The sequence below is a fragment of the Paracoccaceae bacterium genome (assembly GCA_033344815.1).
Taxonomy (GTDB): domain Bacteria; phylum Pseudomonadota; class Alphaproteobacteria; order Rhodobacterales; family Rhodobacteraceae; genus Roseobacter.
Window position 1 is genome coordinate 3,063,533 of record JAWPMR010000001.1, and the last position, 24,827, is coordinate 3,088,359.

The window sequence follows — 24,827 nt, forward strand, 5'->3', positions numbered from 1 at the left end:
TCCACCCGCTCTAATTCAGGCGCGGCCTCTTTACTTTGTGATTAAGGGCGGCGTGGATGTAGCGCGCCCCAAAATCCGATTTGTTAACCACATGAATCACGCCTGCGGACTGGGCCTTGTCAAACATGAAGGGTGTTGGCCAATCACTGACGATGATAATCGGAATGCCTGCAAATTCCGGCTTTTCCGCCAATTCGACCGCAAAATTTGCACCGTTTCCGTCGGGAAGGTTATTGTCGAGCAGGATCATGCTGGTTTGGTATCGCGCCATGTGTGCGCGCGCGTCTTCGAGCGTTGAGGCCATGGCCACAAAAACACCCTGAAAGCTCTTGTCCATAATGCGTTTGATCCGCTCTTGATCAAAGATATTGTCCTCAACCACCAGGCAGGTTTTTGTCGGTTTTGCCGCGCGTGTTGTTGCGATTTGTGCTTGCATTCTCGGTCCTCGCCTCGATCAGCCGGAACACCTTCTGTCACACAAAAGCCTTAATATATGGTGTCCCGGATCACCGAGGCACAATTATTCCTGCACCGGTTTGAGCGACCAAAACGACAAAATTACTTGCAGGGATCAAACAACAGGACACCCTCAAAATACGCCCTGAGCCAGATTAAATGCTTTGCGCATCACAGTCGGCAGGTCGGAAGGGCGAAATTCATCCTTTGGCAGGAAGGTGCCACGTTCCGGTGCGATTGACGGGTCAATCTGCGCGGTGAAAACGCGCAAGGTCAAATGGAAATGGGTAAAGGTGTGACGCACCTCGCCGTCCAACTCGCGCCACGCGCCGGGTGCTGGAGGGATGGCATCGGGAGGGTTATCGGTAATGTCCACCCAATCGGAGCCCGGCCAGCCCAGCATGCCACCCAAAAGCCCCTTTTCAGGACGCGTTTCCAGCAACCACGCACCATCGTTTCGCGTTCCCAAATATATACTGCCACGACGCGTGGGTTTGGGTTTCTTGGGAGTCTTTTTCGGCAAATCGGGTGCAGTTCCGCGCAGACGCGCAAGACAAGGATCGCGCCAGGGGCAAATGCCACAAGCGGGGGATTTGGGTGTGCAGATCGTCGCGCCCAGGTCCATGACTGCCTGTGCGTAATCACCGGGACGCGATGCGGGCGTCAGGGCCTCGGCATATATCATCAACGCAGGCTTTGCCTCGGGCAGCGGCGTGTGAATGTCATGCAGACGCGCCATTACACGTTCGACATTTCCATCAAGCACCGCGTAGGGCAGATCAAAGGCGATCGAACTGATTGCGGCGGCTGTGTAGGGGCCAATGCCCGGCAGTTTCAACAGGGCTGCATGGTCCGCCGGAAAGTACCCGCCATGATCGGCCACGACGGCACGTGCGCATTTCAAAAGGTTGCGTGCGCGTGCGTAATATCCAAGCCCCGCCCATTCCCCCATCACATCCGCATCGCGCGCGGCCGCAAGGTCGCGGACCGTCGGCCAGCGCGCGGTAAACCGTTCAAAGTAGTCCTTGACGGTCACAACAGTGGTCTGTTGCAACATCACCTCGGACATCCATACGCGGTAAGGATCGGGCGCTTGCCCTTCGAGGCGATTCTGCGGCGGGACGCGCCAGGGCATGGTGCGCGCATGAACGTCATACCACGCCAGTAGTTCATCGCCGAGCGTCACGGGGTTTTGAAGCTTTTCACGCAATGTTTATAATCATCCATCGGCTTTGACTGGTTGCGGTGGCGCCAATTGTCTATGATATGGCAACTGATCCTGTGAAAGATAGCGATGCCACCCCGACGCGCCAGTACAAAAGGCTTTACCCGCACCTCCAGTCTTTTGACGGGGCGGATCAGGGCAGCGTCGGAAAGCCGGGGATTCGCGCAAAGTCGTCTGTTGACGCAGTGGTCTGAGGTGATGGGTAAGGATATCGCCGCCATCTCGCGCCCTGTTGAGGTCAGCTATGGTCGGGGCGGGATGGGCGCGACGCTGACGCTTCTGACCACGGGGGCCAATGCGCCCATGCTGGAGATGCAAAAAGAACAGATGCGCGCCAAGGTGAATGCTGTCTATGGCTATAACGCCATTGCGCGGGTGCGGATCACACAAACTGCGGCTACCGGATTTGCCGAAGGGCAGGTGCTGTTTGAGGCCAAGACATCCCAGGCACAGGACCCGGAGAGCCCGCCAGAAGTGCGCCAACAGGCCGCCGAGACCGCCAGCCCGGTGCGCGATGTGGGGCTGCGGGATGCCCTGGCGCAACTGGGCGAAAACATTCTGAACAAAACAAACCGTTGAAAAGGAAATGCCGATGTCGCGTTTAATGATCGTTTCTGCCGCTGTGGCCGTCTTGGGGGTTGGGGCGTATTTCGTGACCTCTCCGAGCACAACGTCGGTGACCCCTGCCAATCCGCTGGGGGCTGCAAATGCGCAAGAAGCCAGCGCAGAGATTGATACATCCACGATTGCCGAAATGTCACTGGGCAATCCGGATGCACCTGTAACCGTGATTGAGTATGCATCCTTTACCTGCCCGCATTGCGCGTCTTTTCACGCGGGCGCCTACAAGGAGTTGAAGGCCGATTACATTGATACCGGCAAGATCAATTTCGTCTACCGCGAGGTCTATTTTGACCGCTATGGTCTCTGGGCCTCGATGATTGCGCGCTGTGCCGGCACGCCGGAGAAATTCTTTGGTATGGCGGACCTGATTTATGCAGGCCAATCCGAATGGGCCCGTGCGGGGGAGCCGACCGCCATTGTCGCAGAGTTGCGCAAGATTGGTCGTCTGGCCGGACTTGATGCAGAGACCATGGAAGCCTGCCTTCAGGATGGGGAAAAGGCGCAGACGCTGGTCGCCTGGTATCAGGAAAATGCAACGGCTGATGGTGTGGAAAGCACGCCCAGCTTTCTGATCAACGGTGAAAAGCACTCCAACATGCCCTATGCCGACATGGCGGCGATCATCGACGCAGCAGCCGGGGAGTGAGCGCACCTCTTGTTGGTCTCAAGGTCGTCGAACTGGCCCGTGTTCTGGCCGGCCCCTGGGCGGGTCAGACGCTGTCGGACCTGGGGTGTGACGTCATCAAAGTGGAAAGCATGGCGGGAGATGATACCCGCCAGTGGGGCCCGCCCTTTGTCACCCGCGACGAGGATGAATCCGCCGCCTATTTCCATTCAACCAACCGTGGCAAACAATCGGTCACAGCTGATTTTCGCACCGAGGAAGGCCGCCAGAAGGTCAGGGACCTGTTGGTCGATGCCGACATTCTGGTGGAAAATTTCAAGACCGGCGGTTTGGCGAAATACGGGCTCGATTATGCCAGCCTCGCGCAGGATTTCCCGCAGCTGATATACTGTTCCATCACCGGATTTGGGCATACCGGTCCCTATGCGACGCGCGCGGGGTATGATTTCATCATTCAGGGCATGTCCGGGCTGATGTCTCTGACGGGTGAACCCGAGGGCCAGCCGCAGAAATACGGCATCGCGATCACAGATATTCTAACGGGCGTCTATGCGACAACGGCGATTTTGGCGGCCGTGCATCAGCGCCACAGCACAGGTCGCGGGCAACATATCGACATGTCCTTGATGGATGTCGCCGTGGCGGTCACGTCCAATCAGGCGATGAATTACCTGACCACGGGCACGCCTCCAAAACGAATGGGCAATGCGCATGTCAATCTGGCCCCTTATCAGGTGTTTGATTGCGCGGATGGCCACATCATCATCGCGACCGGGAATGACGGGCAATACCAACGGCTATGTAAATTGCTGGGGCTGGAAGACATGATCACCGCGCCGCGTTTCCTGAAAAACGTGGACCGCCTGGCGCATCGAGAAGAGATGATTTCACGCCTGACCGGGGCCACGCGTCTACGCACGCGTGATGACCTTCTGGCGGCTTGTGAGCTTGAAGGTGTACCAGCGGGACCGATCAACCACATGGATGATGTGATGGCTGATCCGCAGGTCCGCGCGCGTGGGATGCAGGTGGAATTGGACGGTGTGCCTGGTGTCCGGTCGCCGTTCACGTTTTCAGATGCGGGTCTGGCATTGCACCGACCCGCCCCAAATCTCGGCGAAAACGATCCCTGATCAGGGCGTTGGCAGCGCGTCTAACTGATCAAAAAGCGCGTTTGACTCGTTTTCAAACCGGAGCCGTACGGGCAGGGTAATCACCTTTGTGCGAAAGGACGCGGGCAAGCGCACCGCGTCCTTTTCCGTGGTGACCAATTGCGCGCGGTGGGTTTTGGCATCCGATTCCAAACGGCCCAGGAGGGCTGAGGTCAGCGGTTGGTGATCCTCCAGTGGTTCGGCGTGTATGACATTTGCGCCAAGCCCGCGCAGGGTGGCAAAGAACTTTTCCGGATGACCGATCCCGGCAAAGGCGACAACACGTTCGTCCGCCCAGTCCATCCCGGTTTGCAAGGGCATGAGAGCGCCGCGGACATGCGGGATGGCGCTGCGCGGATCAAACCCGTCCTGCGCTGGGCGATCTCCGATGGACAGCAAAAGATCAGCACGCGCGAGCCCTATATCAACCGGTTCGCGCAGAGGCCCCGCAGGCACGCAGCGCCCGTTGCCAAACCCGCGCGCGGCGTCCACCACCACAATACTGATGTCTTTGTGCAGAGACGGGTTTTGAAACCCGTCATCGAGGATCACCACGCTCGCCCCGGCTTCTTGGGCCGCCCGTCCCCCCGCGGCGCGGTCCTCGGCGACCCAGACCTCGGCAAAGGCTGCGAGCAGTAACGGTTCATCCCCCACATCGCTTGCTGAATGACGCGCGGGATCTACCCGCAGGGGGCCTTTGAGCCGCCCACCATAGCCGCGCGTGACAACATGAGGTGCGTGAAAGCGGTTCGCCAAATGCTCGACGACTGCGATCACAGTGGGGGTTTTACCGGTGCCGCCCGCATTGACATTGCCAACGCAGATCACCGGCACATCCAGTTTGAGCGGCGTTGTCCGCGCTATCCGGCGCGCAGTGCCCCACGCATAAAGCCGCCCTAACGGGCTGAGCAAGCGCGCGGTGAAGGTGGCTTTGTCCGGGGGCGTAAACCAGAACTCAGGGGTGCGCATGAGCGCGCTCCAACCGATCATCCAGCGTGGTTTCGACAAGCTCAATGACCTTGTCAACCAGTTCAGCGCCATCGCTAATCACGTCCCATCCTGCATGGGCCATGGCGGCGGCCTGATCAGGCGCAATCAGACGGGTCACCGCAGTGCCGAGCGACTGCGCATCATTTACGATGCGTGCCGCGCCTGCATTGGCCAAGCGCGTGTAAAACGGCATGTAGCGTCTGACATTTGGTCCATAAAGAACCGCAGAGCCCAGAGCGGCCGCCTCGAAAGGGTTGCATCCGCCATATCCAGGCATCAGCGAGCTTCCCAGAAAGGACACGGGCGCCAGCCTGTAAAACAGGCCAAGGTCCTCACTATCCTCGGCCAACATGACTTGCGTGGCCTCGCTTGGATCGCCCTCGGTGACCCAATCACAAACCCGAAACCCTTCCTGCGTCGCGCGTTCGGCAAACTGCGCGGCCAGGCGGCGCTGCGCAGGATGCAGGATCAACAAAAGCCTGTGGGAATACCGCAGGGCTTGACGATGGGCTGTTAAAATCGCGTTGGCTTCGTTGTCCTGAACCGACGTCGCCAGCCACACCGGACGCCCCGCAAGGGCGGCGGCCATGTCGTTCAGATCGGAATCCTTGCACGGTAACGCCTGACCGCCGGCCTGCAACGGAGGTGTCATCTGAATTTCGCTGGATTTCAGACCAAGACCTTCAAGACGATGCAGAGCCTGAGCGGACCGGGTCATCACAGCAATAAAGTTCGACAGCAAATCGCGCGACAGATCAGGAAGCCAGCGGTCACGACGTCCGTCAAACCCGTCTTTTCCGGCATCGATCAACGCCATCGGGCAACCGGCGTCATACGCCAGAAACAATAGGTTTGGCCGCAAATGCCCCCATGTCCAGATGCACATGTCTGGCGCCCAGTGCTTCAGAAAACACTCAACCGCTTCCGGATGTTCGGAAGGGATTTCCTCAAGCAAGACGCTCGGGTGCCGCGCGGTGGTCGTGCGCGCCCGGTCCAGCGTTTCGCGATCCGGCAAGGTGATCAAGACATGCAGATCAGCGCGGGTGGCGCAGAGCCTTTCAGCCAGATCCTGGATGGCCAGGAGGTTGGAAGGTTCTGCTGAGTGAACCCATAAGAGCTCACCAAAGGGGCGTGCGGTGCTCGGCACAAACGACCGGCTGGCCGACCTGTGGGTCAGCGCGCGATAGGCCGACAGTCCAAAGGAACGGCCCATGGCGTTTTATTCCAGTTCTTCCGTTGACGAGGCTTCGGCCTCTTCGTCCCGCAGACGGTGTAGATGCGCGATGAAATATCTCATATGCGCGTTGTCCACGGTCCGCTGGGCTTCGGATTTCCAAGCATTGAAGGCTTTTTCGTAATCCGGGAAAATCCCGACAATATGCAGGTCATCGACATCCTTGAAGACGGTCTTGCTGGGGTCGACAAGCTCTCCTCCAAACACAAGGTGCAGGCGCTGGGTCATGGGGTTTCCTTTGGGTCAGAACGGTCGGCGGAAGTTTGCGTATCTATGCGTCCGGGTCAAGGCATGCCGGTAGGTGCAAGTGCCTGAAGAACATCGGCATGCAAGGCAGGGCCGGCCGCGATCACGCCATTGAGCAACGGTTCCGGGTTGTTGAAACGGAGCGGTGCGCCGGTTTTATCCGTACAAAGCCCGCCCGCTTCGGTCACGATCAAAGCACCGGCTGCAATGTCCCATTCCCAACTGGGGCGAAATGTCAGCATGCCATCAAAGCGCGCTTCCGCCACCAGCCCCAAGCGATAGGCCAGAGAGGGGCGATGAGATCTGTTGAAGCCCGGCAACCCTCTGGGCCAGTGGTCGGTTTTCATAACAGGTTTGGTCGCGAGAATTTCCGCCGTGTTCAGATCCCTTTGATCGCTTGCGGACAATCGCACGCCATTGTGAAACGCGCCCCGCCCCCGTGCGGCGGAATAGAGTTTGTCGCGGAGGGGCAGGAAAATAGCGGCTGCTGTGACCTCACCCTTATGGGCAATGGCAATGGAATGGGCCCATGTGCGGGACCCTTCAACAAAGCTGCGGGTGCCGTCAATCGGGTCGATGATGAACACCGTTTCATGCTGAAACCGCGCGCCTGTGTCCTCGGACTCCTCCGAAAGCCAGCCATATTCTGGCCGCGCGGTACGGAGCACGTTTTCCAGCGCTGTGTTCACCGCCAGATCGGCTTCGGTCACCGGGCCTGCGCCATCCGGTTTATCCCAGGATTGCGCGGTTTTGCCGACAAAGCTGGTGGCCACACGACCTGCAAGCCGCGCGGCATCCGTCAACAGATCAAGATCAGTTGCCTGCAAGGGTCATTCCCGGCACCAGAAGCGACGGCACGACACGGCTCAGATGCGTGCGCGCGTCGTTTGCAGGCACAATGCTGCGCAACATATCGCGCAGGTTTCCGGCAATGGTGCATTCATTGATGGCCTCTGCGATCTGGCCGTTTTCGACCCAGAACCCCGCCGCCCCGCGCGAATAGTCCCCGGTATTGGGATTGATCGTGGAACCAATCATGGAGGTGACCAACAACCCCGTGCCCATATCGCGGATCAAGTCCTCGCGGCTGGCTGTGCCTTGCGTGAGCGCCACGTTCCAGCTGGAGGGCGATGGCGGGGAGGAGGTGCCGCGTGCGGCATTTGCGGTTGAAGCCATGCCCAATTTGCGCCCTGTTGCCAGATCAAGCGTCCAGCCCGTCAGGATGCCATTTTCTACGATATTGCGCGGCTTGGTGGGCAACCCTTCCGCATCGAACGGTCGTGAACTGGAGGCACGGGGGCGGTGCGGGTCCTCAACGAGGGACAAATGATCCGGCAGGACAGCATCGCCCATGGCTTCGCGCAGCCAGGACCCACCACGCGCCACGGAAGATCCATTCACGGCCATCAACAGGTGCCCGATCAGAGAGGAAGAGACGCGTTCATCAAACAGAACGTTGAAAGTCCCGGTGCGCGGTTTGCGCGCGTCCAACCGTTCCACGGCCCGCGCGGCGGCTCGTTTCCCGATCTCTTCAGCGCTGCGCAAGTCCGATTGGAACGTGCGGCTATCACCGTCGTAATCCCGCTCCATGCCTGCGCCGGTGCCCGCGATGGCAACACAGGACAGGCCGCGTCCGGTTCGGGCATAACCGCCTGAAAATCCGTTTGTGGCAGCGAAATGGACCTGACGTGCGGAATACCCCGCACTGGCGGATTGCACCTGGCTGACGCCTTTGTTTTCCAGTGCGGCCGCCTCGGCCTGCACCGCATCCTCTTGCAGGCTGGCGGGGGAGGGTTCTGGCGCCGGGTCGTGTAGTTCCAACACATCAACATCGAAATCACGTACCAGTTGATCCGGCGTGGCGAGGCCTGCAAATTCATCTTCGGGCGCTTCGCGGGCCATGGCAATCGCGCGCACAGCCATTTCCTGTAGTGTTTCAGGCCGCGTATCAGAGGCCGAGACCGTTGCACTTTTCCGGCCCACAAAAACACGCAAACCCAGATCGACCCCTTCGGAGCGTTCGGCCTGCTCCAAGGCCCCTGCGCGCACTTCGATACTCACAGCAGCCCCCTGAAGCGCCATGGCATCAGCGGCATCGGCACCCGCGTCCTTTGCGGCTTGCAACAGCTGTGCTGTCAGGGTTTCAGGGGAATGGGTCATAAGAAAGGCTCCAGAGAGGTCCCACCTCAGGTAGCCGCGCAGCCCGGCCACCGCAAGGGCACGTACTTAAAAGGGGCGCGGAATGCGCCCCGATTATCCTTTGAAGGAGGTGAGTGAGACTACTGGATCCGTTGACCGTTGGCCAGAATGTGACCCTGTTCGTTCATCTCGATCTGGGAATTGAGCGTATCAGGGGCATCTCCGGGCACCGCCAGCAGGCCCATCATCATACGCGCACCCATCGCCTGATCTTCGGGCAGCAGCCCCATCGCAACCAACGTGTCGATCAATTTATTCCCGCCGACCAGCGATAGATCCGCAACGCCAATAGGCTGTGGCATGCCTCCGGGCGCGTCGTTTTTGAAGCGAAACGCGCCCTCTCCGGTCAGTTCTGCACCCGCCACGGTGATCTGCAATTTATTGATGTCCACGGTTTCCAATTCCGCCGGGGCACTGGTCAGAACCTCTGGACTGGTCGCAAACATATCCACCAGAACCTTGGCTTTGCCCGTCAGATCCAGGGCGATGGTGGCCGGATTGCGTGGCAGTTGCGCGCCGGGATCAAACATGCCCCAGAGCGCCTCGGACATGGAGAAATCATTGAGAGAGAAACCTAGTGCGAAATCTTCCGCCTCTTCAGATTTTTGAATGGGCATGGTCAGGTTGAAGCTGGACTTCACCATATCGATGTCCAGCGGAACCGGTAAATCAGGAGATGTCATGGCCAGTTTGAGGTTATTTTGCCCACCTGAATAGGTAAGGCCCTCTGGGGACATGGCCACATCAAGGGTGCCGCCGGTGGAGGTGGTCGCGCTGCTGAAAGCTTCCACGTTGTTCTCCGTCACGCGCATATTTGACGCGCCTGCGGAGTAGGCAAAGGTTCCGTCGCCGTTCATACCGGCCGCCAACATCGCATTTATGTCGCCTGCATCCATTTTGGCCAGCGGCAATGCGCTTGATCCACTGAAGTTGACATCCGCCATTTGACCGTTCGCTTTGATGTCGCCGCTGCCTTCTGGATCAACGAATGAAAAATCAAAGGTGACGCCGCTGGCTGTCATGTCTTGGTCAAACACGCGTTTGCCGCCCACAGTCGATTTTGTGCTGCCCGCCATGTCCTTGATGCCAAGGATAAAGCTTGCAATATCATCACCCATGGTTTCGCCATCAACAGTCAGGCCAGTCAAAACAAGATCAACACTTTGCGCGGAATAGGCGTTGATCATTTCTGTTGGCACACCCGAAACCGTCGAGATCAGACCGGACTGACGGATTTCCATGTCGATGTCTGCGGTTTCGCCTTCTTCGCCGACGACCTGCATCTGGACCGGCATCACGTCGGGCACGTCGATGCCGACGGTGCCATCGCCATTTTCGGTAAAGGTAACCTGTTCCATCTCTATGACGGCATCGTTTTGGCCTTCCACGCCCGGCATGGTCAGGACCAGATCACTGAGAGTCAGCCTATTGCCCGATTGCACCTCAGTCGCTGATACGTCAAAGCCAGAGCTGTCGAAATAGGACTGCCAATTGCTCCAGACTTCTTGTGCGCCAATATCTGCTTGTGCTGTTTGCGCGGCAAGAAGGGCAAAGGCAGCAGTCGCGGTGCTGCGGAAACTGATAAATGGCATGAGGTGATCCTTATAAACAGATTTTGCGCGCACAGTCAGCCACGGCCCCGGAATGGTCAAGGGGAACCGGGGGCTGGACCCTTCATGCGCGGCACATTACCACAAGGCAGTAACCTCAGGGAGCACAACATATGGACATGACGGGCAAAACGGTTCTGATCACGGGGGCCAGTCGGGGTATTGGCGCCGAGGCCGCGCGGGTTTTCGCAGCCGCTGGTGCGAATGTGGCGTTGCTGGCAAGGGGTCAGAAGGATATTGCGGACCTCGCCGGAGAGATCGGCACGCGCGCGATTGCCATTCCTTGCAACGTTGCCAATGCCCGCGAGGTGGCGACGGCTGTGGATGCCACAGTAGAGACTTTTGGCGGATTGGACGTGTTGATCAATAACGCAGGTGTGATCGAGCCCATCTCGCATCTGTCAGATGCAGAAGTCGACGCCTGGGGCGATGTGATTGATATCAACCTCAAGGGCGTTTTCTATGGCATGCGTGCGGCGGTCCCGGTGATGAAGGCGGGGGGCGGTGGGTCGGTTCTGACCATCAGTTCCGGTGCAGCGCATGGGCCGGTCGAGGCCTGGAGCCACTATTGTGCGTCCAAAGCGGCGGTGAACATGTTGACGCGGTGTCTGGACAAGGAAGAGGCCGCTCACGGCATCCGCGCCATCGGATTGTCGCCCGGCACCGTGGCCACGCAGATGCAACGCGAGATTAAAACCAGCGGCATCAATCCCGTGAGCCAACTGGCGTGGGAGGACCACATACCTGCGGACTGGCCGGCCAAAGCGCTGTTGTGGATGTGCAGCCCTGCGGCGGATTCGTTCTGTGGGCAGGAAATATCATTGCGCGATGAAGGCGTGCGCCAGCAGGTCGGCTTGATATGATAGATATCGACCGCGCGGGCGATGTCTGGATCGTTGCGTTGAATCGTCCGGACAAGGCCAACGCGTTGAACGAGCAGATGTTGTCGCAACTGGTCGAGGTGATGCGTGCGGCGCAAGAGGCACGCGCTGTGATCCTGACCGGGCGGGGCCGCGTGTTTAGTGCGGGTGCTGATCTGGAGGCGGCACGCGCCGGGCTGGCCACATCGCCGCTGTGGGAAGAGCTTTCCGCAGCAATTGCAGCTTTGCCGGGCTTGTCGGTTGCGGCGTTGAACGGAACACTTGCGGGTGGGGCGACGGGCATGGCGCTGGCCTGTGATGTACGGATCGCGCCCGCGCATGCGACGTTTTTCTATCCGGTGATGAAACTGGGATTTCTGCCACAACCGAGCGATCCCGTTCGGATGGCGGGTTTGATTGGGCCAGCCCGCACCAAGCTGATCCTGATGGGCGGGCAAAAAATCGGCGCAGAAGAGGCCTTGCGCTTTGGTCTGATCGACCAGATCATTCCGGCCGAAGACATACTGGATCATGCGAGAGGTCTGGTCGCGGATGTCATTGCCGCCAAATCCGGCCATGCACAACAGATCAAGAGGATGTGCGAGGTCTCAGACTGAGGCCAGCCAGTCCCGCGCCGCATCCACCTGATCAAGATCAAACGTGCGCAATTTCGTCGACATGAATGCGCCCGCCGCTTTGGACAGCGGACTGACCCAACCAATGTCGCTGACCACGGCAACATGGCTGATATGTTTCAGGTTTTTGATATCAAACTTGATGCCCTGCCAGATGACCGAGGCTTCAAAACCCTCAAAACTCTCCAGGATTTCGATGAACTTGATGGTGCCATGCTTGTCGATGAAGGCTTGCAGAGGCGTAACAGCCTCTTGGTAATCCTGCTCGGTGATGCGGCCGGAAACTGTGATCTCGGCCGTGCGCGTGGCATCGTTTTCGCTATACCTAACGGTCATATCGCACCTCTTTTTTTGGTACAGCGACACTAGAACGTTCCATTTGCAGACGTATTGACAGGGATCAACCCTTGCGGCGCTTGCGAACTTGGACTGTGAACTTTTTTGGCCGTAGAAGTTGTCGCAAGGCCGGCACAGACGCATAGGGACGTACCACTTCTGCCTCCGTGAGGGATGATTAAATCTCGCGGTGCCAATGTGTGGCGCAAAATATCAAATGCACCAAGTATGACACTTTGGGATCTGGCAACGAATTTCTATAACGCGCAGATACTTTTACCCCCTCAGGCAATAGACCGTACCTGATACCCTGCATTTCGTGAGGCCAGAGATTGTGCGCTATGAGGGCGACAGACTCGAATACGTTGACGCCCTACTTCCCATGTATGGGGCAGAGCCTATGGCGCTCAAGATGCCGCGCGAGATGACTAATGATTTCCATAAGGGCGAAATGCGCAGAGTCGTGTCAGGGGCGCTCAAAGCGGGGCCGCAAACGGGCGCAAGGACTGCCAAGTGAACGCCAGAAAGCCGCACATGGATTACACGAGGATCTTTGAGCGCGTATACATCTGCCTATGGAGTCAGAAGCGACGAGGGCAAGTCAGGCATAAAGGAAGATTGCGGCTGACAATGATGTGGGTTTTTTTGTGGATATGTTGGATAAGGCCTGTGGATTTCTTGATGTCTATGGAAGAAGTAGATGATATTTCAATTACTTCTGTGGGATATAGGAGTATCAACAGGATTCTGATCCGGCGAATTGACGAAACACCAGTTGTAGACTTTCAATGAGACGTGGATATTGGCTGCTGGCCTATGCATGGGGTTGTCTTTGACACGGTGATATTCTGCCGACCGCAGCACCATTTGTGGGATATGGGAGCGATTTATGGGGTTACGGGCAAGCCCTGCCACATGACCCAAATTACGCCTACCAATGATCACGGAGCCTTGCACCTTTCCGGCCTGTCCGTGGTACGGTTTTTCGGCGACTTCTTCTGAATGAAACGACCAAATTCTCCTTCACGTCACCAGTCACTTTGACCACTGCGTGGAAGCGCCATTTTTGCTCTTGAGAGAAAAAGAGCATTGCACAATGGTCTTTTTCGGTCGTTTATCCACGCCCCAGTTGAAGAATTTTCGGCAGCATTGCTAATTCCGACGGACCAATGTGATCTCCATGTTCATTTAGGATATGCCACGCTGATTCACTCGAAAGCAGTATTTGTGATTTTGCTGTCCCAAAGTGCTTGCAGACTTCATGCGGCAAAGGTCCGACTCCAAGCCGTGGCCGTTTTCCGGCAACCAAAAAGGCAATACCATCTGGTTCAACATTAATCGGGCGCCCCATATTAGTGGTATTGCTCAGGTCCAAAACAGGTTTCTTAAACCGGCCGATGCCAGTAACCTTTCTACTGGCGCGATACAGGCGCAGCCATTGAGTTGCTGACCACGATCTTCGCCACTTTGCCATTATCCGTGCGGCGGTTGTCCTCCAGCCATGCAGCGCGGTTCGCATACTGATAAAGGTGCTGCAGGCTAACGTGGTGGTGCGGGCCCAGTACCACACTGCGTAAGCGACTGAAGAATGGCTCAACGATTTTGGTGAGCTAGCTGTGGTTTGAGTAATTCTCCGAGTGGTTCGCCCGGTCAACATGGTAACCCAAGTGCAATTCATCCCAATGGCTGGCGTCATTGGCCGACATAGTGGACAGGCGTGATACGTTCTCTCTAGCCAGTAGTGCAATACGATCTGCCTCAGATTGACCAACGAAAGGCAAGGTGCTGCCTTGATGCTCAATCAGGCTGATTACAATGCGGCGCTTGCCCGTCTTCGTTCTCATCTCGTGTCCTTTCAAGGATGATGAGCGAAAGACTCTCCTTTAACAAAAAAATGCTGTCTGTCTCAAAAGCCGTGACGGGTTACAATTTACATAGGCGATGCATGCCCGAGCAAAACGACTGGGAAAGCAAGGCGGCGAACCTGCTAAAGGCAGAGCTAAAACGCACAGGCGTCACTTATGCAAATTTGGCAAGGTTGATCTGCGAAAAAAAAGTGAGCATCCGCAATAAGCTGTCGCGTAGCAAGTTTAGCGCTGCTTTTCCTTTTCAGGCGCTAGATGCTTTTTAGGTAAGTGATCTAGGCCCATAGTGGGCCGCATAAGATCGACGTCGTTACCACACTCAAAGAGAAAGCCGGATGTATTGAGCTTGCTCTTAAGTTTGATGGCCAACGACGTGTTAGTTTGTCTATCACTTCAAAAATCAACTTCTCTCCATCGTTGTGGTGTAAAGAAACAACTTCTCTCCCGATTGGCTTCTCGAAGGCCAAAAACAAAAATCCCCCTGCTTGCCGCCAGTGCAGAAAAATCTGGCAACATTCTTGCTTTCTGTTCGACGGAGCTTTCCACTTGCCGAGTCCAAGAGTGTCTTTAAGCGAGAATGTAAGCCCCCACTCACGGCGATTTCACTTTCACCTTCTGGCAGAGTTTTTAAGTACTTTTGCGCAAAATAGTGCAGCCAAAATCCACCACCAGCACAAATTGGACCCAAAAGAATAGATGTGTTTTCCGCAACCCAAGTCACGAGCGGAAACACATAGTCTTCGGTGTTCCACTGAATGTAGTCGAAAAACTTCGCATAAAACGGTCCAAATAGCATTGCCGAACACGGGCCAACGAAACAAATGAGTGCAATGGTTCGCAATACTGACATGAAGACGTCTCTCTCATACGTCTAGGGCGGCATGGAGCCCTAATCACCGGTCACACCCCGCCGCAGCTTGGTGCGTTTGATACTTAAAGCCCCAAATGCGGTGCAAGAGCAGCGTCGGTCCGTTTTTGCCACCCTTCAGCCTGAGGATCAGATAATAGAGGCTCTGTTTGATGTCAGGCGGGATGGGCCGATCACACAGGGGACAAATCGGGTCAGACATCCGGGCTTGCTCCATGGTGCGTGCGCAGGCAAGAGTCTAGGATAGGGTTGCGAGATGAAAAGAGGGGGTGCCCGTGGAGTTTGACCTGTCCGCCCAGCCAGAGATCGTACAACGTGGTGCTGAATATGCTATTTTGGCATGGGACCTCGCAAAGTCATGGGCATTAAGCCCTGCTGCCTGGTCTCAATTCGCCCTGCTGGTTCTGGCCTATCTGTTGGCTATTGTGGTGGCGCGGCGTCTGCGCGGATTTTTGACGCGCATCCTGACCCCTGCTGAGGGCGTGGAAACAATAATTGCACGCGCGCGCCGGACCTCATTGTTGGCCTTGCCCTTGTTGTTGCCCCTGCTGGCCTATCTGTTCACGGCGATCGGTGAAAGCGTTGTGCGGTCCGTGTTTGACAGCGGTGCGGTCATCGCTTTCGGCAAACGGGTGTTCCTGTTTCTGGCCGTGCGCATCCTGGTGCGCGATGTCATTGCCGATCCATTCCTGAAACTGCTGGGGCGCTACGCCCTCGTGCCAGTTGCCGCGCTTTACATGTTCGGCATCCTGGATCCCTTGATGCTCAAACTGAGCGAGATGACAATTTCGCTTGGAAACATCTCTTTCTCGGTCATGGCGCTGATCCGGGGCGTGATTGCGGGCGGTATCCTGTTCTGGCTCGGCGGATGGTCCAATCGACAGACTACGCAGTTCATCGAAAACCAGAAAGAGATGCGCCCCTCTCTGCGACAACTGACCTCCAAGGCAATTGAATTCTCCATCTTTGGGATCGCGTTTCTGTTGTTGCTCAACATCATGGGCATCAATCTCAGCGCTTTGGCGGTGATCGGGGGCGCTATCGGCGTCGGCCTTGGGTTTGGTCTGCAAAAGATTGCATCAAATTTTATCTCTGGCGTGATCCTGCTGATCGAAGGGCAGGCAACAGTCGGCGATTACGTCGAGTTGGATGGAGGTGAATCGGGACAGATCGTCAAGATGACCGCGCGTGCCGCTGTGCTGGAGACCTTTGATGGCCGGTGGATTGTCGTGCCCAATGAGGATTTTATCACAACGCGGGTGATCAACTATTCTGATTCCGGATCTGCCAATCGCTATGAGGCGCCTTTTTCTGTGAGCTATGACACGGACATCAATCTGGTCCCGCCGATCATTGAAGCGGCGGTTGCCAAACATCCGGACGTGCTGGATGCCCCCTATCCGCCGGATTGCGAACTGCGCGGATTTGGCGACAGCGGTATCGATTTTGCCGTCGAGTTTTGGGTCAACGGGCTGGATGACGGGCCGAATAAATACACCTCTGATGTGCTGTTTCTGGTTTGGAATGCGCTCAGGGAAAATGGCATCGAAATTCCCTACCCACACCGCGTTGTGGAATTCAAAGGGGCGCTGCCGCAGGTGGATGCGTGAAGCACGCGCTTGTGATTGGCGCAGGTCCTGCCGGGTTGATGGCAGCAGAAGAACTGGCCGCACGTGGTTTGCGCGTGACGATTTGCGAAGCGAAACCTTCCGTTGGTCGCAAGTTTCTGATGGCGGGCAAGTCGGGTCTGAACCTGGCCAAGGATGAACCCATCGCGTCGACATTGCCGCACTATTACGAAGCCGCTGACCGGTTGCGTCCTGTTTTGGAGGGATTTGACGCTGTTGCCGTTCAGGAGTGGGCGCGGGGTTTAGGGCAGGAGGTGTTCACTGGCTCCACCGGGCGCGTGTTTCCAAGAGCGATGAAGGCCTCGCCGCTGTTGCGCGCTTGGCTGGGCAGGTTGGGCGATGCGGGTGTGGTCTTGCGCACCAACATGCGGTGGCAGGGATGGCAAGGCTCTGACGTTGTGTTTGAGGGTCCGCAGGGCCGCGAAGCAATGCATTCGGATGTAGTGGTTCTGGCGTTGGGTGGTGCAAGTTGGGCGCGCCTGGGATCCGATGGTGCATGGGCTGAGCATTTGGCGGCGCGGGGCGTTGCGCTTTCCCAGTTTGAACCCGCGAATGTCGGGCTCTGTATCGCTTGGTCATCCCATATGTTGGCGCACAGGGGCCAGGCTCTCAAAGGGGTGCGCTTTCGCTGCGGGCCGATGGCGTCACGCGGCGAGGCTGTGATTAGTCAATCCGGGCTGGAAGGCGGCGGCCTTTATGAGGTCAGCCGCGCAGTGCGTCAAAATCATCCGCTTTATGTCGATCTGTTGCCTGATCTATTAGAGGACGCGGTGGCAAATCGTTTCGCCCGACCACGCGGCAAAGCCAGCCTTTCCAATCATCTGCGAAAAACACTCAAACTGGATCCCACTAAAATCGCGCTGGCTTTGGAATGTGTCCGCCCTTTGCCCGATGATCCGGCGTCATTGGCAAAACTGCTCAAAACCCTGCCGTTGGATCACGATGGTTTGCGCCCCATGGATCAGGCGATATCGGTTGCAGGCGGTGTGGCTTTCGACGCGCTGACGCCGGATCTGATGCTCAAAGCTGTACCGGGCGTCTTTTGCGCAGGTGAAATGATCGACTGGGAAGCCCCGACGGGCGGCTATCTGATCACCGGCTGCCTTGCGACAGGGCGATGGGCCGGGCGGGCCGCGGCTGATTATGCCTCAGAGGCGGCTTGAAACGCGGGGCGTTCACGCAGCGCCTTGGCATATTGAAACAGTTTATCGTCCGTGCGCGGGAACTTCGCGCCAATGGCCCAGTTCAAACAATGGCAGGCCAGAATATCCGGCAGGGTAATCCCATCCCCCATCAAGAACGGACCTTCCAGACGTTCCGACAAATGTGCTGCTGATTTTTCGAACTCAAACTTCAACGCTTCCTTGGCAGCAGGCACGCGCAGATGTTCGGGCAGCACGAAACTGTGTTTGGCCGCCGCCCAGAGGATCGCATCCATCTCATCAATCAGCCAAAAGGTCATGGCATCCTGTCTGGCGCGGGCAACGGTGCCTGCCGGAGCAGTCAGTTTGCCGTGCTTGTCCGCCAGATAGGTCATGATTGCCACCGAATCCGTCAGCACGTCATCGCCATCAACCAGCGCGGGGATTTTACCCAAAGGGTTGAATTGCATTGCCTCTTCGGACCTTGGGGCGGCGGCGATCTGCTCATATGGTGCGCCGATTTCCTGTAAGGTCCACAAAACGCGAAAGGCGCGAGACTTGGTTGTTCCGATCACTTTGTACATTGCGGCGTCCTTTGTGGGCGTAGGGTTTCGTGAAAGTGACATGCTTGTATCGCGCCGACAATCTGGTGACACAATTTGTCAGTAGATTCTGACACTTTTTCAAGGGAGAGTTTGACGGGAAAGGGAGACGTATCATGTCAAAAGACGGAAGCTGCCTGTGTGGCGCGGTAACCTACTCGCTTGCCAACGATCCCAAAGAAATTGGTGCTTGTCATTGCAACATGTGCCGTAAATGGAGCGGTGGTATTTTCCTGGGACTGGAAGTCCCCGCCGACACCGTCAAGATCAGCGGAGCGGAGAACCTCAATATTTATTCTTCTTCCCCGTGGGCGGAACGGGCGTTTTGTAAAACCTGTGGCAGCAGTGTCTACTATCGCGTCACAGCGCCGGGCCCACATGAAGGCACCTATCATTTTGGCGTCGGGACGTTGAATGATCTGGGGGATGTCCCGTTGACCGGTGAGTTGTTCATCGATGAAAAACCGGGCGGATATAGTTTCGCCGAAAAGACCCATCAGATGAACACCGAAGAGGTGATGGCATTGTTCGCGCCGCCTGAGTAACTATTAACGACTGCCCAGCATGGCCAGACGGATAAAAGCGCGTTCGACCAGGGCCATACCGGGCGCGTGTTGCCCTGCGGATCGCAGTTGCAGGTCAGTATCCGTCAACAACGTGATCGCCGTCTCCAGTTTGGCAGCACCCCATCGCCGCGATTGCGCCAGCATGCGGTCGCGGTTCGGACCAAAGATCGTAGGCCTGCCGGAAGTATCGCACGCGGCGCGGTGCAGCGCGCGAAAATGGCGCATCGCTCCGATGCATAATCCAACGGGTGTCGCACCCTGTGCCACCAGTTTTTGCATGACAGGGCCAATATCATGCGCGCGCGCATCCGCCACAACCATCAGAACATCGTCGACATCTGCCTCGGTCGAGGTTGGGGCACAAGCGGCGACATCTTCCAACGACAGCGGTGTCGAATCGCCCAGTTTGAACAGCGCCAGTTTCTCGACCGTTTGACGGAAATCGCCGGGATCTATCGCCTGCGCAAGATCATTGAGAGCGCCCATCACGTCGCCAGATACCTGACCAAGACCGGCATCGCGCAAGGCGGCTTCAATTTCGTCTCTGGTTGGTGGGTTGTCATAGATCGCGGCGGCATAGGCCAGCGGATGTGCTTCAAAGCCCTTGCGCAGTTTTGATGTCGGTTTGAGCGGCCCGGCGGTCACGATAATCTGGGCATCCCCGGATTGCCACGCATCAAGTGCCGCTAGAATAGCCGCCGCAGAGTTCTCGTTGGCCTCTTCGACAAAGACAGCGCGGGCGCCGGGAAAAAACCCGATGGCTTTGACGGCATCCATCAACAGCGCCGGGTCTTTGCGAATATCCCCTCCGCCCATGCGGGTCAGACGCATTTCCTCTTCCGCTCCGTCACCCAACAATGCCGCCAATACCTGTTGCCGTTTCAAAGCCACGCGCATTGCATCGGTGCCATAGATCAGAAGTCCGGTTTTGGTGGTATCGGGTTTTGCAAAATAGGCGTTGGCGTCACGCGGCGAGAGCTTCATTGCAAATCCAGGCTCAAAACCCGCGTTACAATCTGATCCGCCAGCATGACCATCAGCCGTTGTTGTGCATCTCGCTCTGCCGCCAGCGTCGCAACGGTGGTGCCTGCAGCGGAATAGCCGGTAAAATTATCCACGGAATTTGAGGCAACGACCCGTCCAGTGCTGGTTTCGATCAATGAATAATTGGCGACACCGATCAGATTGAAGCGTGTGACGCTGCCCTCGGTATCTACAGCCAGGTTCGCTGCACTTGAACGCACCGTATAATTTAGGGTGTAGGGAGCGTTCGCGGCCCGACCGAGACGCTGCTCCAGCCGCTGCGTCAGTAAAAATCCATCACGCGTTGTCGGGGCCTGTACCGAAATATTGTTTTGAAACTGCGCGCCGGTGCCGCCCGGTGCATAAACCGGGGTAAAACCACAGGCCGCCAGCATCAGGGGCACCACAAAAAGGATGTTTCTGCTAAACAACGACATTTATGATCCGTCCAGGAACGACGATGACCTTTTTAGGCGTTGCACCGTCGAGGCTTCGCTTGACAGCCTGATCTGCCATCGCCAGCTTTTCAACCTCTTCTTTGGGCAATTCTGCCGGAACGGTGATTTCTGAACGGCGTTTTCCGTTCACCTGAATCGGCAAAGTCACGGTATCAGAAACCAGCATTTTCTCATCCGCCTTGGGCCACGGAGCGGTGGTGACCAGACCCTCGCCGCCTTGATGCGACCAGATGTCTTCGGACAGATGCGGCGTCATCGGCGACATCAATTGCGCCAGCGTCATCACGGCTTCGCGTTGCGCGGCATATCCGCCTTTGGATTTTTGCAACGTGGCCGTGAAGGCATAGAGTTTCGCGATAGCCGCGTTAAAGCCAAAGCTCTCGATCCCCATCGTCACGTCATGGATGCACAGGTGCATTGCGCGCAGTAGATCCGCATCGCCCGCACCTTGGGTGGTTTTGTCCATCTCTGCGATGCGATCGCACAGGTTCCAGACACGCCCGAGGTGCTTATAGGCCGCTTCTGCCCCGCTTGCCGTCCATTCCACATCGCGTTCGGGCGGACTGTCGCTCAGCACAAACCAACGTGCAGTATCTGCGCCATAAGCGGAGATGATGCTGATTGGGTCCACAACGTTTTTCTTGGACTTTGACATCTTGGCGGATGGGATGATCTCCACCGCGGTCCCATCAGCCAATTTACCGTCAGTCACGTCTTCGGGCAGGTGATAGATGGGACGCGCGGTTTCATCGCGAGTCTGATAAATCTCATGCGTCACCATGCCTTGGGTGAACAGCGCGTCGAACGGTTCGATTGCACTTTCCGGCAAATGACCTGTGATCTGCATCGCCCGCGCAAAGAAGCGTGAATAAAGCAGATGCAGGATCGCGTGCTCCACCCCGCCGATGTATTGATCGACGTTCATCCAATAGTCGGCGTCTTCCATAACGGTAGGCGTTTTAGCATCCGGCGCAGTGAAACGCGCGAAGTACCACGAACTGTCCACGAAGGTGTCCATCGTGTCGGTTTCGCGCTTGGCGGGTTTGCCGCAAGAGGGGCAAGGCGTGTCGCGCCATGTCGGATGGCGGTCCAAAGGATTGCCCGGCGTGTCGAAACTGACATCATAAGGCAGCTCGATGGGCAGGTTCTCTTTTTTCTCAGGCACCACGCCGCAGTCGTCACAGTGTACGACTGGAATCGGACAACCCCAATAGCGCTGGCGCGACAGCCCCCAATCGCGCAGACGGAATTTGGTCACGCCCTGACCGATGCCGTTCCCTTCACAAAAGGCGATCGCTGCGTCGATGGCTTCCAGTCCAGTTTGATGCGCTTCACCCGCAAAACCGCGATTGTAAAAGACCTTTTCGGTTTTTGCGGGAACATAGGCTTCGCCAAGCGCGTCGGCCGCGTCTTCAGAGGGCAAATAGGTCGAAATGATGGGCAATTCATATTTCGTTGCGAATTCAAAGTCGCGTTGATCATGTCCGGGGCAGCCAAAGATCGCACCCGTGCCATAATCCATCAGAATAAAGTTCGCGATATACACCGGCAATTCATGTGCGGTATCAAACGGATGGCGTACCTTTATACCGGTGTCATACCCCAGCTTTTCCGCAGTTTCGATGGCTTCTTCGGTGGTGCCGCCCTTGCGACATTCCGCACAAAAGGCGGCAACCTCTGGGTTGTCGCGCTCCAACAGCTTCGCCAGCGGATGGTCCGGTGAGATCCCCACAAAGGACGCACCCAAAAGCGTGTCGGGCCGCGTGGTATAGACTTCAATCCGGTCGTGACCTTCGGGTCCGTCAATGGTGGAGAAGGCGAACTGAAGCCCGCGCGACTTGCCGATCCAGTTTTCCTGCATCAGACGCACCTTGGCGGGCCAGTGTTCAAGCGTGTCGAGGGCATCGAGCAGCTCTTCGGAATAGTCGCTGATCTTAAAGAACCATTGCGTCAATTCGCGCCGTTCCACAATTGCACCAGAGCGCCAGCCGCGCCCCTGTTCGACCTGTTCATTGGCCAGCACAGTCATATCGACCGGGTCCCAGTTCACGATGGCGTTCTTGCGATACACCAGCCCAGCCTTGAGGAAATCGAGAAACAGCGCCTGTTGCTGGCCATAGTATTCCGGGTCGCAAGTGGCGAATTCGCGCGACCAATCAATTGACAGCCCCAGCGGCTTCATCTGATCGCGCATGTCGGCGATATTGCCGTAAGTCCAGTCCTTCGGGTGCCCGCCAATCGCCATGGCGGCGTTTTCCGCGGGCATGCCGAATGCATCCCAACCCATCGGATGCAGTACATTATGACCGGTCGCCAGTTTATAGCGCGCGATCACATCGCCCATCGTGTAATTGCGCACATGACCCATATGGATACGACCCGAGGGATAGGGGAACATTTCCAGCACATAGTATTTGGGCTTGTCAGCTGAGCGAACAGCTTTGAAAACTTCGTCCTGCTCCCAGACCGTTTGCCAACGGGCTTCGATCTCTGCAGGGGTGTAACGCGTCATGTCAGCGGCCTTCTTAACGTAAGCGCACCGCTTGCCGCTTCACGTCACGACCCCGGCGCTGGAGTTTCTTCTTGATACGGTCTTTACAGCTTGTTGTCAGCAATACGCAATTGCCGCGCCCGGCTCAGAATTGCGTTTTCCACGGCGCGCACGGTCGCGGCATCTGCCGGGCCGCCCCTGGTTTGCAGCGAAACGTTCAAAGAACGGGCGTCAAGTGCTGGATCTTTGATCAAAACGGTCGCGCGATAGGATCTGCCACTACCCGGCGGGGTGCCAAACCCTGTGATGATGACACCTGTAAATGGATCGACTGTCTGCACCGGCAGGAAATTCAAAACCTCCAAAGATGCCGACCATAGGTATTTGTTGACGGAGACAACGGTTTCATTGTTCCGGCTGCGAAAGGCGTCCCAGATTGTTGTTGCACCAGCACCGTCAGCAGCGCGATTGGCCACGTTGTCCAATTCACGCGCATCCGCAGAACTGACAACCGGCGCGACGCCCTGTGTGCTGGTGCCTGAGCCGCAACCATAGAGCGCGACAGTTATGGCGATCACGCCGAAAACCCTTGGGATAATTGCTGTTGTCATGTGATTGCCTGCTGGACCATTTGCGCTGCACGTTAGTCCATCTGATGGAGCAGGGACAAGGGCGATATCACGCGTTACATCGCAGGGTTGTGGCCGTTTACTTTAAACAGGTGGTATTATCGCCGAGCCGGTCGAAAAGAGTGTGGCAAAGCTGCACCATTTTGCCCGCCTCTCGCCTCTCTCTCGCCCAAGTTCTTGCCAAAGGGGGCCGTTAAGCGCCAAACACGGCTCAGGTTCAAAAGGGATTCCCCCGTTGGACAACGAATAGAAACCGAGGACAAGTTCATGAAAAAACTTCTCATTGCCACTACAGCACTGGTGGGAACAGCCAGCGTAGCAGGCGCTGACATTGCAAACTTCAACTTCAGCGGTTACGGCCGTTTTGGTATCCTGTACGAAGAAGATCGTACGGCGGACCAAACTTCCGACAACGTATCAAACCCGACCAGCGCGGAAGAAACACGCTTTGAAAGCCGTTTCCGTTTGAACATCTCTGCGGCAACAACCACAGACGGTGGCATCCGCTTTGCTGCATTCACTCGTGTTGAGATGAATGACAACGCTGACAACACCTCGAACACAGGTTCCTTCTCCGGACCACGTTTTCAGGCGTCCTCCGGCGGTCTGCGTGTACAGGTTGGTAACATCTCTGGTGTCACAGACGCGGCTGAAGTCGTAGACTACTTCGGCTTCGAGCCAGGCCTGATCGGTCAAACAGGTCAGTACGCCAACAGCGGTGTGTCGCTTCCAGCATTTGCCAGCACAGGTGCAGGCAACAACGGCATCAGCGTTAAGTACGAAGTCGGTGACTTCGCAGTCATGGGTTCGTGGACAGATGACCATGACACCAACGAAGGCAGCCCAGCACGCGGCGGAGACTTCATCGAGTCATATGAAATCGGTGCGTCTTACTCCTTCAGCGGTTGGACTGTTGGCGCGGCATACGGTAGCTTCGAGCAGACAGCCAACTTGAATGGTGGTGTCGGCGATGCGACCGCAGCTTCCGACAACGACTTCTGGGTCATCACAGCAAACGGTTCCTTGGGCATTGCTGATGTTTCCTTCCTGATCTCCGACTTTGATGGCGATGCCGACACCGTATTCGGTGCATCTGCATCCTTCCCAGTTGGTGCCTCCACTGCTATTCTGGCATCCGTGTCTGATGGTGGCGCGGCAACCAACGACACGTCATACGGCTTGGGCTTCCGCCACTCGCTCGGTGGTGGTGTACGTCTGGACGGCATGGTTGGTTCCAACGAAAAAGGCAACACAATTGCTGACTTGGGTGTTCGTTTCGACTTCTAAGTTGAACGCAACTCTGTGAATTTGGGGCAGGCCTTCGGGTCTGCCCCTTTTTATTTGCGCAGGGGCGTTACGTTAAG

Annotated in this window: 26 protein-coding genes and 1 pseudogene; 10 read left to right on the forward strand and 17 right to left on the reverse strand. The window is 56.9% G+C overall.

What is annotated here, in order from left to right; all coding sequences use genetic code 11:
- Positions 1 to 10 precede the first annotated feature (10 nt).
- Positions 11 to 436: a response regulator gene (locus R8G34_14160; GenBank protein ID MDW3224007.1), complete on the reverse strand. Its 426-nt coding sequence runs from the start codon at positions 434 to 436 to the stop codon at positions 11 to 13.
- A gap of 153 nt (positions 437 to 589) precedes the next feature.
- Positions 590 to 1,666 carry an A/G-specific adenine glycosylase gene (gene mutY, locus R8G34_14165; GenBank protein MDW3224008.1) on the reverse strand — a complete coding sequence of 359 codons (1,077 nt, stop codon included), beginning with the start codon at positions 1,664 to 1,666 and terminating at the stop codon, positions 590 to 592.
- An 84-nt stretch (positions 1,667 to 1,750) separates the two neighbouring features.
- Between mutY and R8G34_14170 the strand changes: the two genes are divergently transcribed.
- From R8G34_14170 to R8G34_14180, 3 genes are read left to right on the forward strand one after another with little or no spacing between them, the layout of a single operon-like run.
- A complete protein-coding gene (locus R8G34_14170; GenBank protein MDW3224009.1) occupies positions 1,751 to 2,260 on the forward strand; it encodes a DciA family protein in 510 nt (169 codons plus the stop codon).
- Between the two features lie 13 nt (positions 2,261 to 2,273).
- Positions 2,274 to 2,951: a DsbA family protein gene (locus R8G34_14175; protein ID MDW3224010.1), complete on the forward strand. Its 678-nt coding sequence runs from the start codon at positions 2,274 to 2,276 to the stop codon at positions 2,949 to 2,951.
- Positions 2,948 to 4,063, forward strand: coding sequence for a CaiB/BaiF CoA-transferase family protein (locus tag R8G34_14180; GenBank protein MDW3224011.1), 1,116 nt, complete (start codon positions 2,948 to 2,950; stop codon positions 4,061 to 4,063). Before R8G34_14175 ends, R8G34_14180 begins: the two co-directional genes overlap by 4 nt.
- Here the strand turns inward: R8G34_14180 and lpxK are convergent, their stop codons facing one another.
- The 6 genes from lpxK to R8G34_14210 form a co-directional block, all read right to left on the reverse strand.
- Entirely contained in the window at positions 4,064 to 5,050 is a 987-nt protein-coding gene (gene lpxK, locus R8G34_14185) for a tetraacyldisaccharide 4'-kinase (protein ID MDW3224012.1), read from the reverse strand.
- Positions 5,037 to 6,284: a glycosyltransferase N-terminal domain-containing protein gene (locus R8G34_14190; protein MDW3224013.1), complete on the reverse strand. Its 1,248-nt coding sequence runs from the start codon at positions 6,282 to 6,284 to the stop codon at positions 5,037 to 5,039. The genes lpxK and R8G34_14190 overlap by 14 nt, the downstream gene beginning before the upstream one ends.
- A gap of 6 nt (positions 6,285 to 6,290) precedes the next feature.
- Positions 6,291 to 6,533, reverse strand: a complete 243-nt coding sequence (locus R8G34_14195) for a DUF4170 domain-containing protein (protein MDW3224014.1) — start codon at positions 6,531 to 6,533, stop codon at positions 6,291 to 6,293.
- 56 nt (positions 6,534 to 6,589) lie between these two features.
- Positions 6,590 to 7,378, reverse strand: a complete 789-nt coding sequence (locus R8G34_14200; GenBank protein ID MDW3224015.1) for a 3'(2'),5'-bisphosphate nucleotidase CysQ — start codon at positions 7,376 to 7,378, stop codon at positions 6,590 to 6,592.
- Positions 7,365 to 8,711, reverse strand: a complete 1,347-nt coding sequence (locus tag R8G34_14205) for a TldD/PmbA family protein (protein ID MDW3224016.1) — start codon at positions 8,709 to 8,711, stop codon at positions 7,365 to 7,367. The genes R8G34_14200 and R8G34_14205 overlap by 14 nt, the downstream gene beginning before the upstream one ends.
- A gap of 119 nt (positions 8,712 to 8,830) precedes the next feature.
- Positions 8,831 to 10,342 (reverse strand): DUF2125 domain-containing protein, encoded by a 1,512-nt coding sequence (locus tag R8G34_14210; GenBank protein ID MDW3224017.1) that lies wholly within the window; start codon positions 10,340 to 10,342, stop codon positions 8,831 to 8,833.
- Positions 10,343 to 10,473: 131 nt separating this feature from the next.
- Between R8G34_14210 and R8G34_14215 the strand changes: the two genes are divergently transcribed.
- Positions 10,474 to 11,223 carry an SDR family oxidoreductase gene (locus R8G34_14215; GenBank protein MDW3224018.1) on the forward strand — a complete coding sequence of 250 codons (750 nt, stop codon included), beginning with the start codon at positions 10,474 to 10,476 and terminating at the stop codon, positions 11,221 to 11,223.
- Positions 11,220 to 11,837, forward strand: coding sequence for an enoyl-CoA hydratase/isomerase family protein (locus R8G34_14220; protein MDW3224019.1), 618 nt, complete (start codon positions 11,220 to 11,222; stop codon positions 11,835 to 11,837). Before R8G34_14215 ends, R8G34_14220 begins: the two co-directional genes overlap by 4 nt.
- Here the strand turns inward: R8G34_14220 and R8G34_14225 are convergent.
- Positions 11,829 to 12,191 carry an STAS/SEC14 domain-containing protein gene (locus R8G34_14225; GenBank protein MDW3224020.1) on the reverse strand — a complete coding sequence of 121 codons (363 nt, stop codon included), beginning with the start codon at positions 12,189 to 12,191 and terminating at the stop codon, positions 11,829 to 11,831. The two genes, R8G34_14220 and R8G34_14225, sit on opposite strands and share 9 nt — an antisense overlap.
- Positions 12,192 to 13,603: 1,412 nt before the next feature.
- A pseudogene (locus tag R8G34_14230) lies at positions 13,604 to 14,023 on the reverse strand (transposase).
- 32 nt (positions 14,024 to 14,055) lie between these two features.
- Between R8G34_14230 and R8G34_14235 the strand changes: the two are divergent.
- Positions 14,056 to 14,322, forward strand: coding sequence for a DUF6471 domain-containing protein (locus R8G34_14235; GenBank protein ID MDW3224021.1), 267 nt, complete (start codon positions 14,056 to 14,058; stop codon positions 14,320 to 14,322).
- Positions 14,323 to 14,456: 134 nt separating this feature from the next.
- Here R8G34_14235 and R8G34_14240 read toward each other — a convergent pair whose 3' ends face one another.
- The gene (locus R8G34_14240) at positions 14,457 to 14,852 is read right to left on the reverse strand and encodes a hypothetical protein (GenBank protein MDW3224022.1); all 396 of its coding nucleotides are present in this window, start codon (positions 14,850 to 14,852) and stop codon (positions 14,457 to 14,459) included.
- 97 nt (positions 14,853 to 14,949) lie between these two features.
- Positions 14,950 to 15,126: a hypothetical protein gene (locus tag R8G34_14245; protein ID MDW3224023.1), complete on the reverse strand. Its 177-nt coding sequence runs from the start codon at positions 15,124 to 15,126 to the stop codon at positions 14,950 to 14,952.
- Between the two features lie 73 nt (positions 15,127 to 15,199).
- Between R8G34_14245 and R8G34_14250 the strand changes: the two genes are divergently transcribed.
- Both R8G34_14250 and R8G34_14255 read left to right on the forward strand, forming a co-directional pair.
- Positions 15,200 to 16,534, forward strand: coding sequence for a mechanosensitive ion channel (locus R8G34_14250; GenBank protein MDW3224024.1), 1,335 nt, complete (start codon positions 15,200 to 15,202; stop codon positions 16,532 to 16,534).
- Positions 16,531 to 17,715 (forward strand): TIGR03862 family flavoprotein, encoded by a 1,185-nt coding sequence (locus R8G34_14255; protein ID MDW3224025.1) that lies wholly within the window; start codon positions 16,531 to 16,533, stop codon positions 17,713 to 17,715. The genes R8G34_14250 and R8G34_14255 overlap by 4 nt, the downstream gene beginning before the upstream one ends.
- Here the strand turns inward: R8G34_14255 and R8G34_14260 are convergent.
- Complete coding sequence (locus R8G34_14260; protein MDW3224026.1) at positions 17,694 to 18,278, reverse strand: glutathione S-transferase family protein; 585 nt, start codon at positions 18,276 to 18,278, stop codon at positions 17,694 to 17,696. The genes R8G34_14255 and R8G34_14260 overlap by 22 nt on opposite strands.
- Positions 18,279 to 18,412: 134 nt before the next feature.
- Between R8G34_14260 and R8G34_14265 the strand changes: the two genes are divergently transcribed.
- Positions 18,413 to 18,841 carry a GFA family protein gene (locus tag R8G34_14265; GenBank protein ID MDW3224027.1) on the forward strand — a complete coding sequence of 143 codons (429 nt, stop codon included), beginning with the start codon at positions 18,413 to 18,415 and terminating at the stop codon, positions 18,839 to 18,841.
- Between the two features lie 3 nt (positions 18,842 to 18,844).
- Here R8G34_14265 and R8G34_14270 read toward each other — a convergent pair whose 3' ends face one another.
- From R8G34_14270 to R8G34_14285, 4 genes are all read right to left on the reverse strand, one after another.
- Positions 18,845 to 19,846 (reverse strand): DNA polymerase III subunit delta, encoded by a 1,002-nt coding sequence (locus R8G34_14270; protein MDW3224028.1) that lies wholly within the window; start codon positions 19,844 to 19,846, stop codon positions 18,845 to 18,847.
- Complete coding sequence (gene lptE / locus R8G34_14275) at positions 19,843 to 20,322, reverse strand: LPS assembly lipoprotein LptE (protein ID MDW3224029.1); 480 nt, start codon at positions 20,320 to 20,322, stop codon at positions 19,843 to 19,845. Before lptE ends, R8G34_14270 begins: the two co-directional genes overlap by 4 nt.
- A complete protein-coding gene (leuS, locus tag R8G34_14280; GenBank protein MDW3224030.1) occupies positions 20,309 to 22,855 on the reverse strand; it encodes a leucine--tRNA ligase in 2,547 nt (848 codons plus the stop codon). Before leuS ends, lptE begins: the two co-directional genes overlap by 14 nt.
- An 83-nt stretch (positions 22,856 to 22,938) precedes the next feature.
- Entirely contained in the window at positions 22,939 to 23,445 is a 507-nt protein-coding gene (locus R8G34_14285; protein ID MDW3224031.1) for a DUF3576 domain-containing protein, read from the reverse strand.
- 285 nt (positions 23,446 to 23,730) lie between these two features.
- On the opposite strand from R8G34_14285, the gene R8G34_14290 reads away from it, so the two are divergent.
- Positions 23,731 to 24,750 (forward strand): porin, encoded by a 1,020-nt coding sequence (locus R8G34_14290; GenBank protein MDW3224032.1) that lies wholly within the window; start codon positions 23,731 to 23,733, stop codon positions 24,748 to 24,750.
- The last annotated feature ends 77 nt before the right edge of the window (positions 24,751 to 24,827 follow it).

Coding starts and splice junctions, on each gene's coding strand:
- R8G34_14160 (MDW3224007.1), bottom strand. CDS start 436: ATGCAAGCACAAATCGCAACAACACGCGCGGCAAAACCGACAAAAACC.
- R8G34_14170 (MDW3224009.1), top strand. CDS start 1,751: ATGCCACCCCGACGCGCCAGTACAAAAGGCTTTACCCGCACCTCCAGT.
- R8G34_14175 (MDW3224010.1), top strand. CDS start 2,274: ATGTCGCGTTTAATGATCGTTTCTGCCGCTGTGGCCGTCTTGGGGGTT.
- lpxK (MDW3224012.1), bottom strand. CDS start 5,050: ATGCGCACCCCTGAGTTCTGGTTTACGCCCCCGGACAAAGCCACCTTC.
- R8G34_14190 (MDW3224013.1), bottom strand. CDS start 6,284: ATGGGCCGTTCCTTTGGACTGTCGGCCTATCGCGCGCTGACCCACAGG.
- R8G34_14195 (MDW3224014.1), bottom strand. CDS start 6,533: ATGACCCAGCGCCTGCACCTTGTGTTTGGAGGAGAGCTTGTCGACCCC.
- R8G34_14205 (MDW3224016.1), bottom strand. CDS start 8,711: ATGACCCATTCCCCTGAAACCCTGACAGCACAGCTGTTGCAAGCCGCA.
- R8G34_14210 (MDW3224017.1), bottom strand. CDS start 10,342: ATGCCATTTATCAGTTTCCGCAGCACCGCGACTGCTGCCTTTGCCCTT.
- R8G34_14215 (MDW3224018.1), top strand. CDS start 10,474: ATGGACATGACGGGCAAAACGGTTCTGATCACGGGGGCCAGTCGGGGT.
- R8G34_14220 (MDW3224019.1), top strand. CDS start 11,220: ATGATAGATATCGACCGCGCGGGCGATGTCTGGATCGTTGCGTTGAAT.
- R8G34_14225 (MDW3224020.1), bottom strand. CDS start 12,191: ATGACCGTTAGGTATAGCGAAAACGATGCCACGCGCACGGCCGAGATC.
- R8G34_14235 (MDW3224021.1), top strand. CDS start 14,056: ATGAGCGAAAGACTCTCCTTTAACAAAAAAATGCTGTCTGTCTCAAAA.
- R8G34_14240 (MDW3224022.1), bottom strand. CDS start 14,852: ATGCTATTTGGACCGTTTTATGCGAAGTTTTTCGACTACATTCAGTGG.
- R8G34_14245 (MDW3224023.1), bottom strand. CDS start 15,126: ATGTCTGACCCGATTTGTCCCCTGTGTGATCGGCCCATCCCGCCTGAC.
- R8G34_14260 (MDW3224026.1), bottom strand. CDS start 18,278: ATGTACAAAGTGATCGGAACAACCAAGTCTCGCGCCTTTCGCGTTTTG.
- R8G34_14265 (MDW3224027.1), top strand. CDS start 18,413: ATGTCAAAAGACGGAAGCTGCCTGTGTGGCGCGGTAACCTACTCGCTT.
- R8G34_14270 (MDW3224028.1), bottom strand. CDS start 19,846: ATGAAGCTCTCGCCGCGTGACGCCAACGCCTATTTTGCAAAACCCGAT.
- lptE (MDW3224029.1), bottom strand. CDS start 20,322: ATGTCGTTGTTTAGCAGAAACATCCTTTTTGTGGTGCCCCTGATGCTG.
- leuS (MDW3224030.1), bottom strand. CDS start 22,855: ATGACGCGTTACACCCCTGCAGAGATCGAAGCCCGTTGGCAAACGGTC.
- R8G34_14285 (MDW3224031.1), bottom strand. CDS start 23,445: ATGACAACAGCAATTATCCCAAGGGTTTTCGGCGTGATCGCCATAACT.
- R8G34_14290 (MDW3224032.1), top strand. CDS start 23,731: ATGAAAAAACTTCTCATTGCCACTACAGCACTGGTGGGAACAGCCAGC.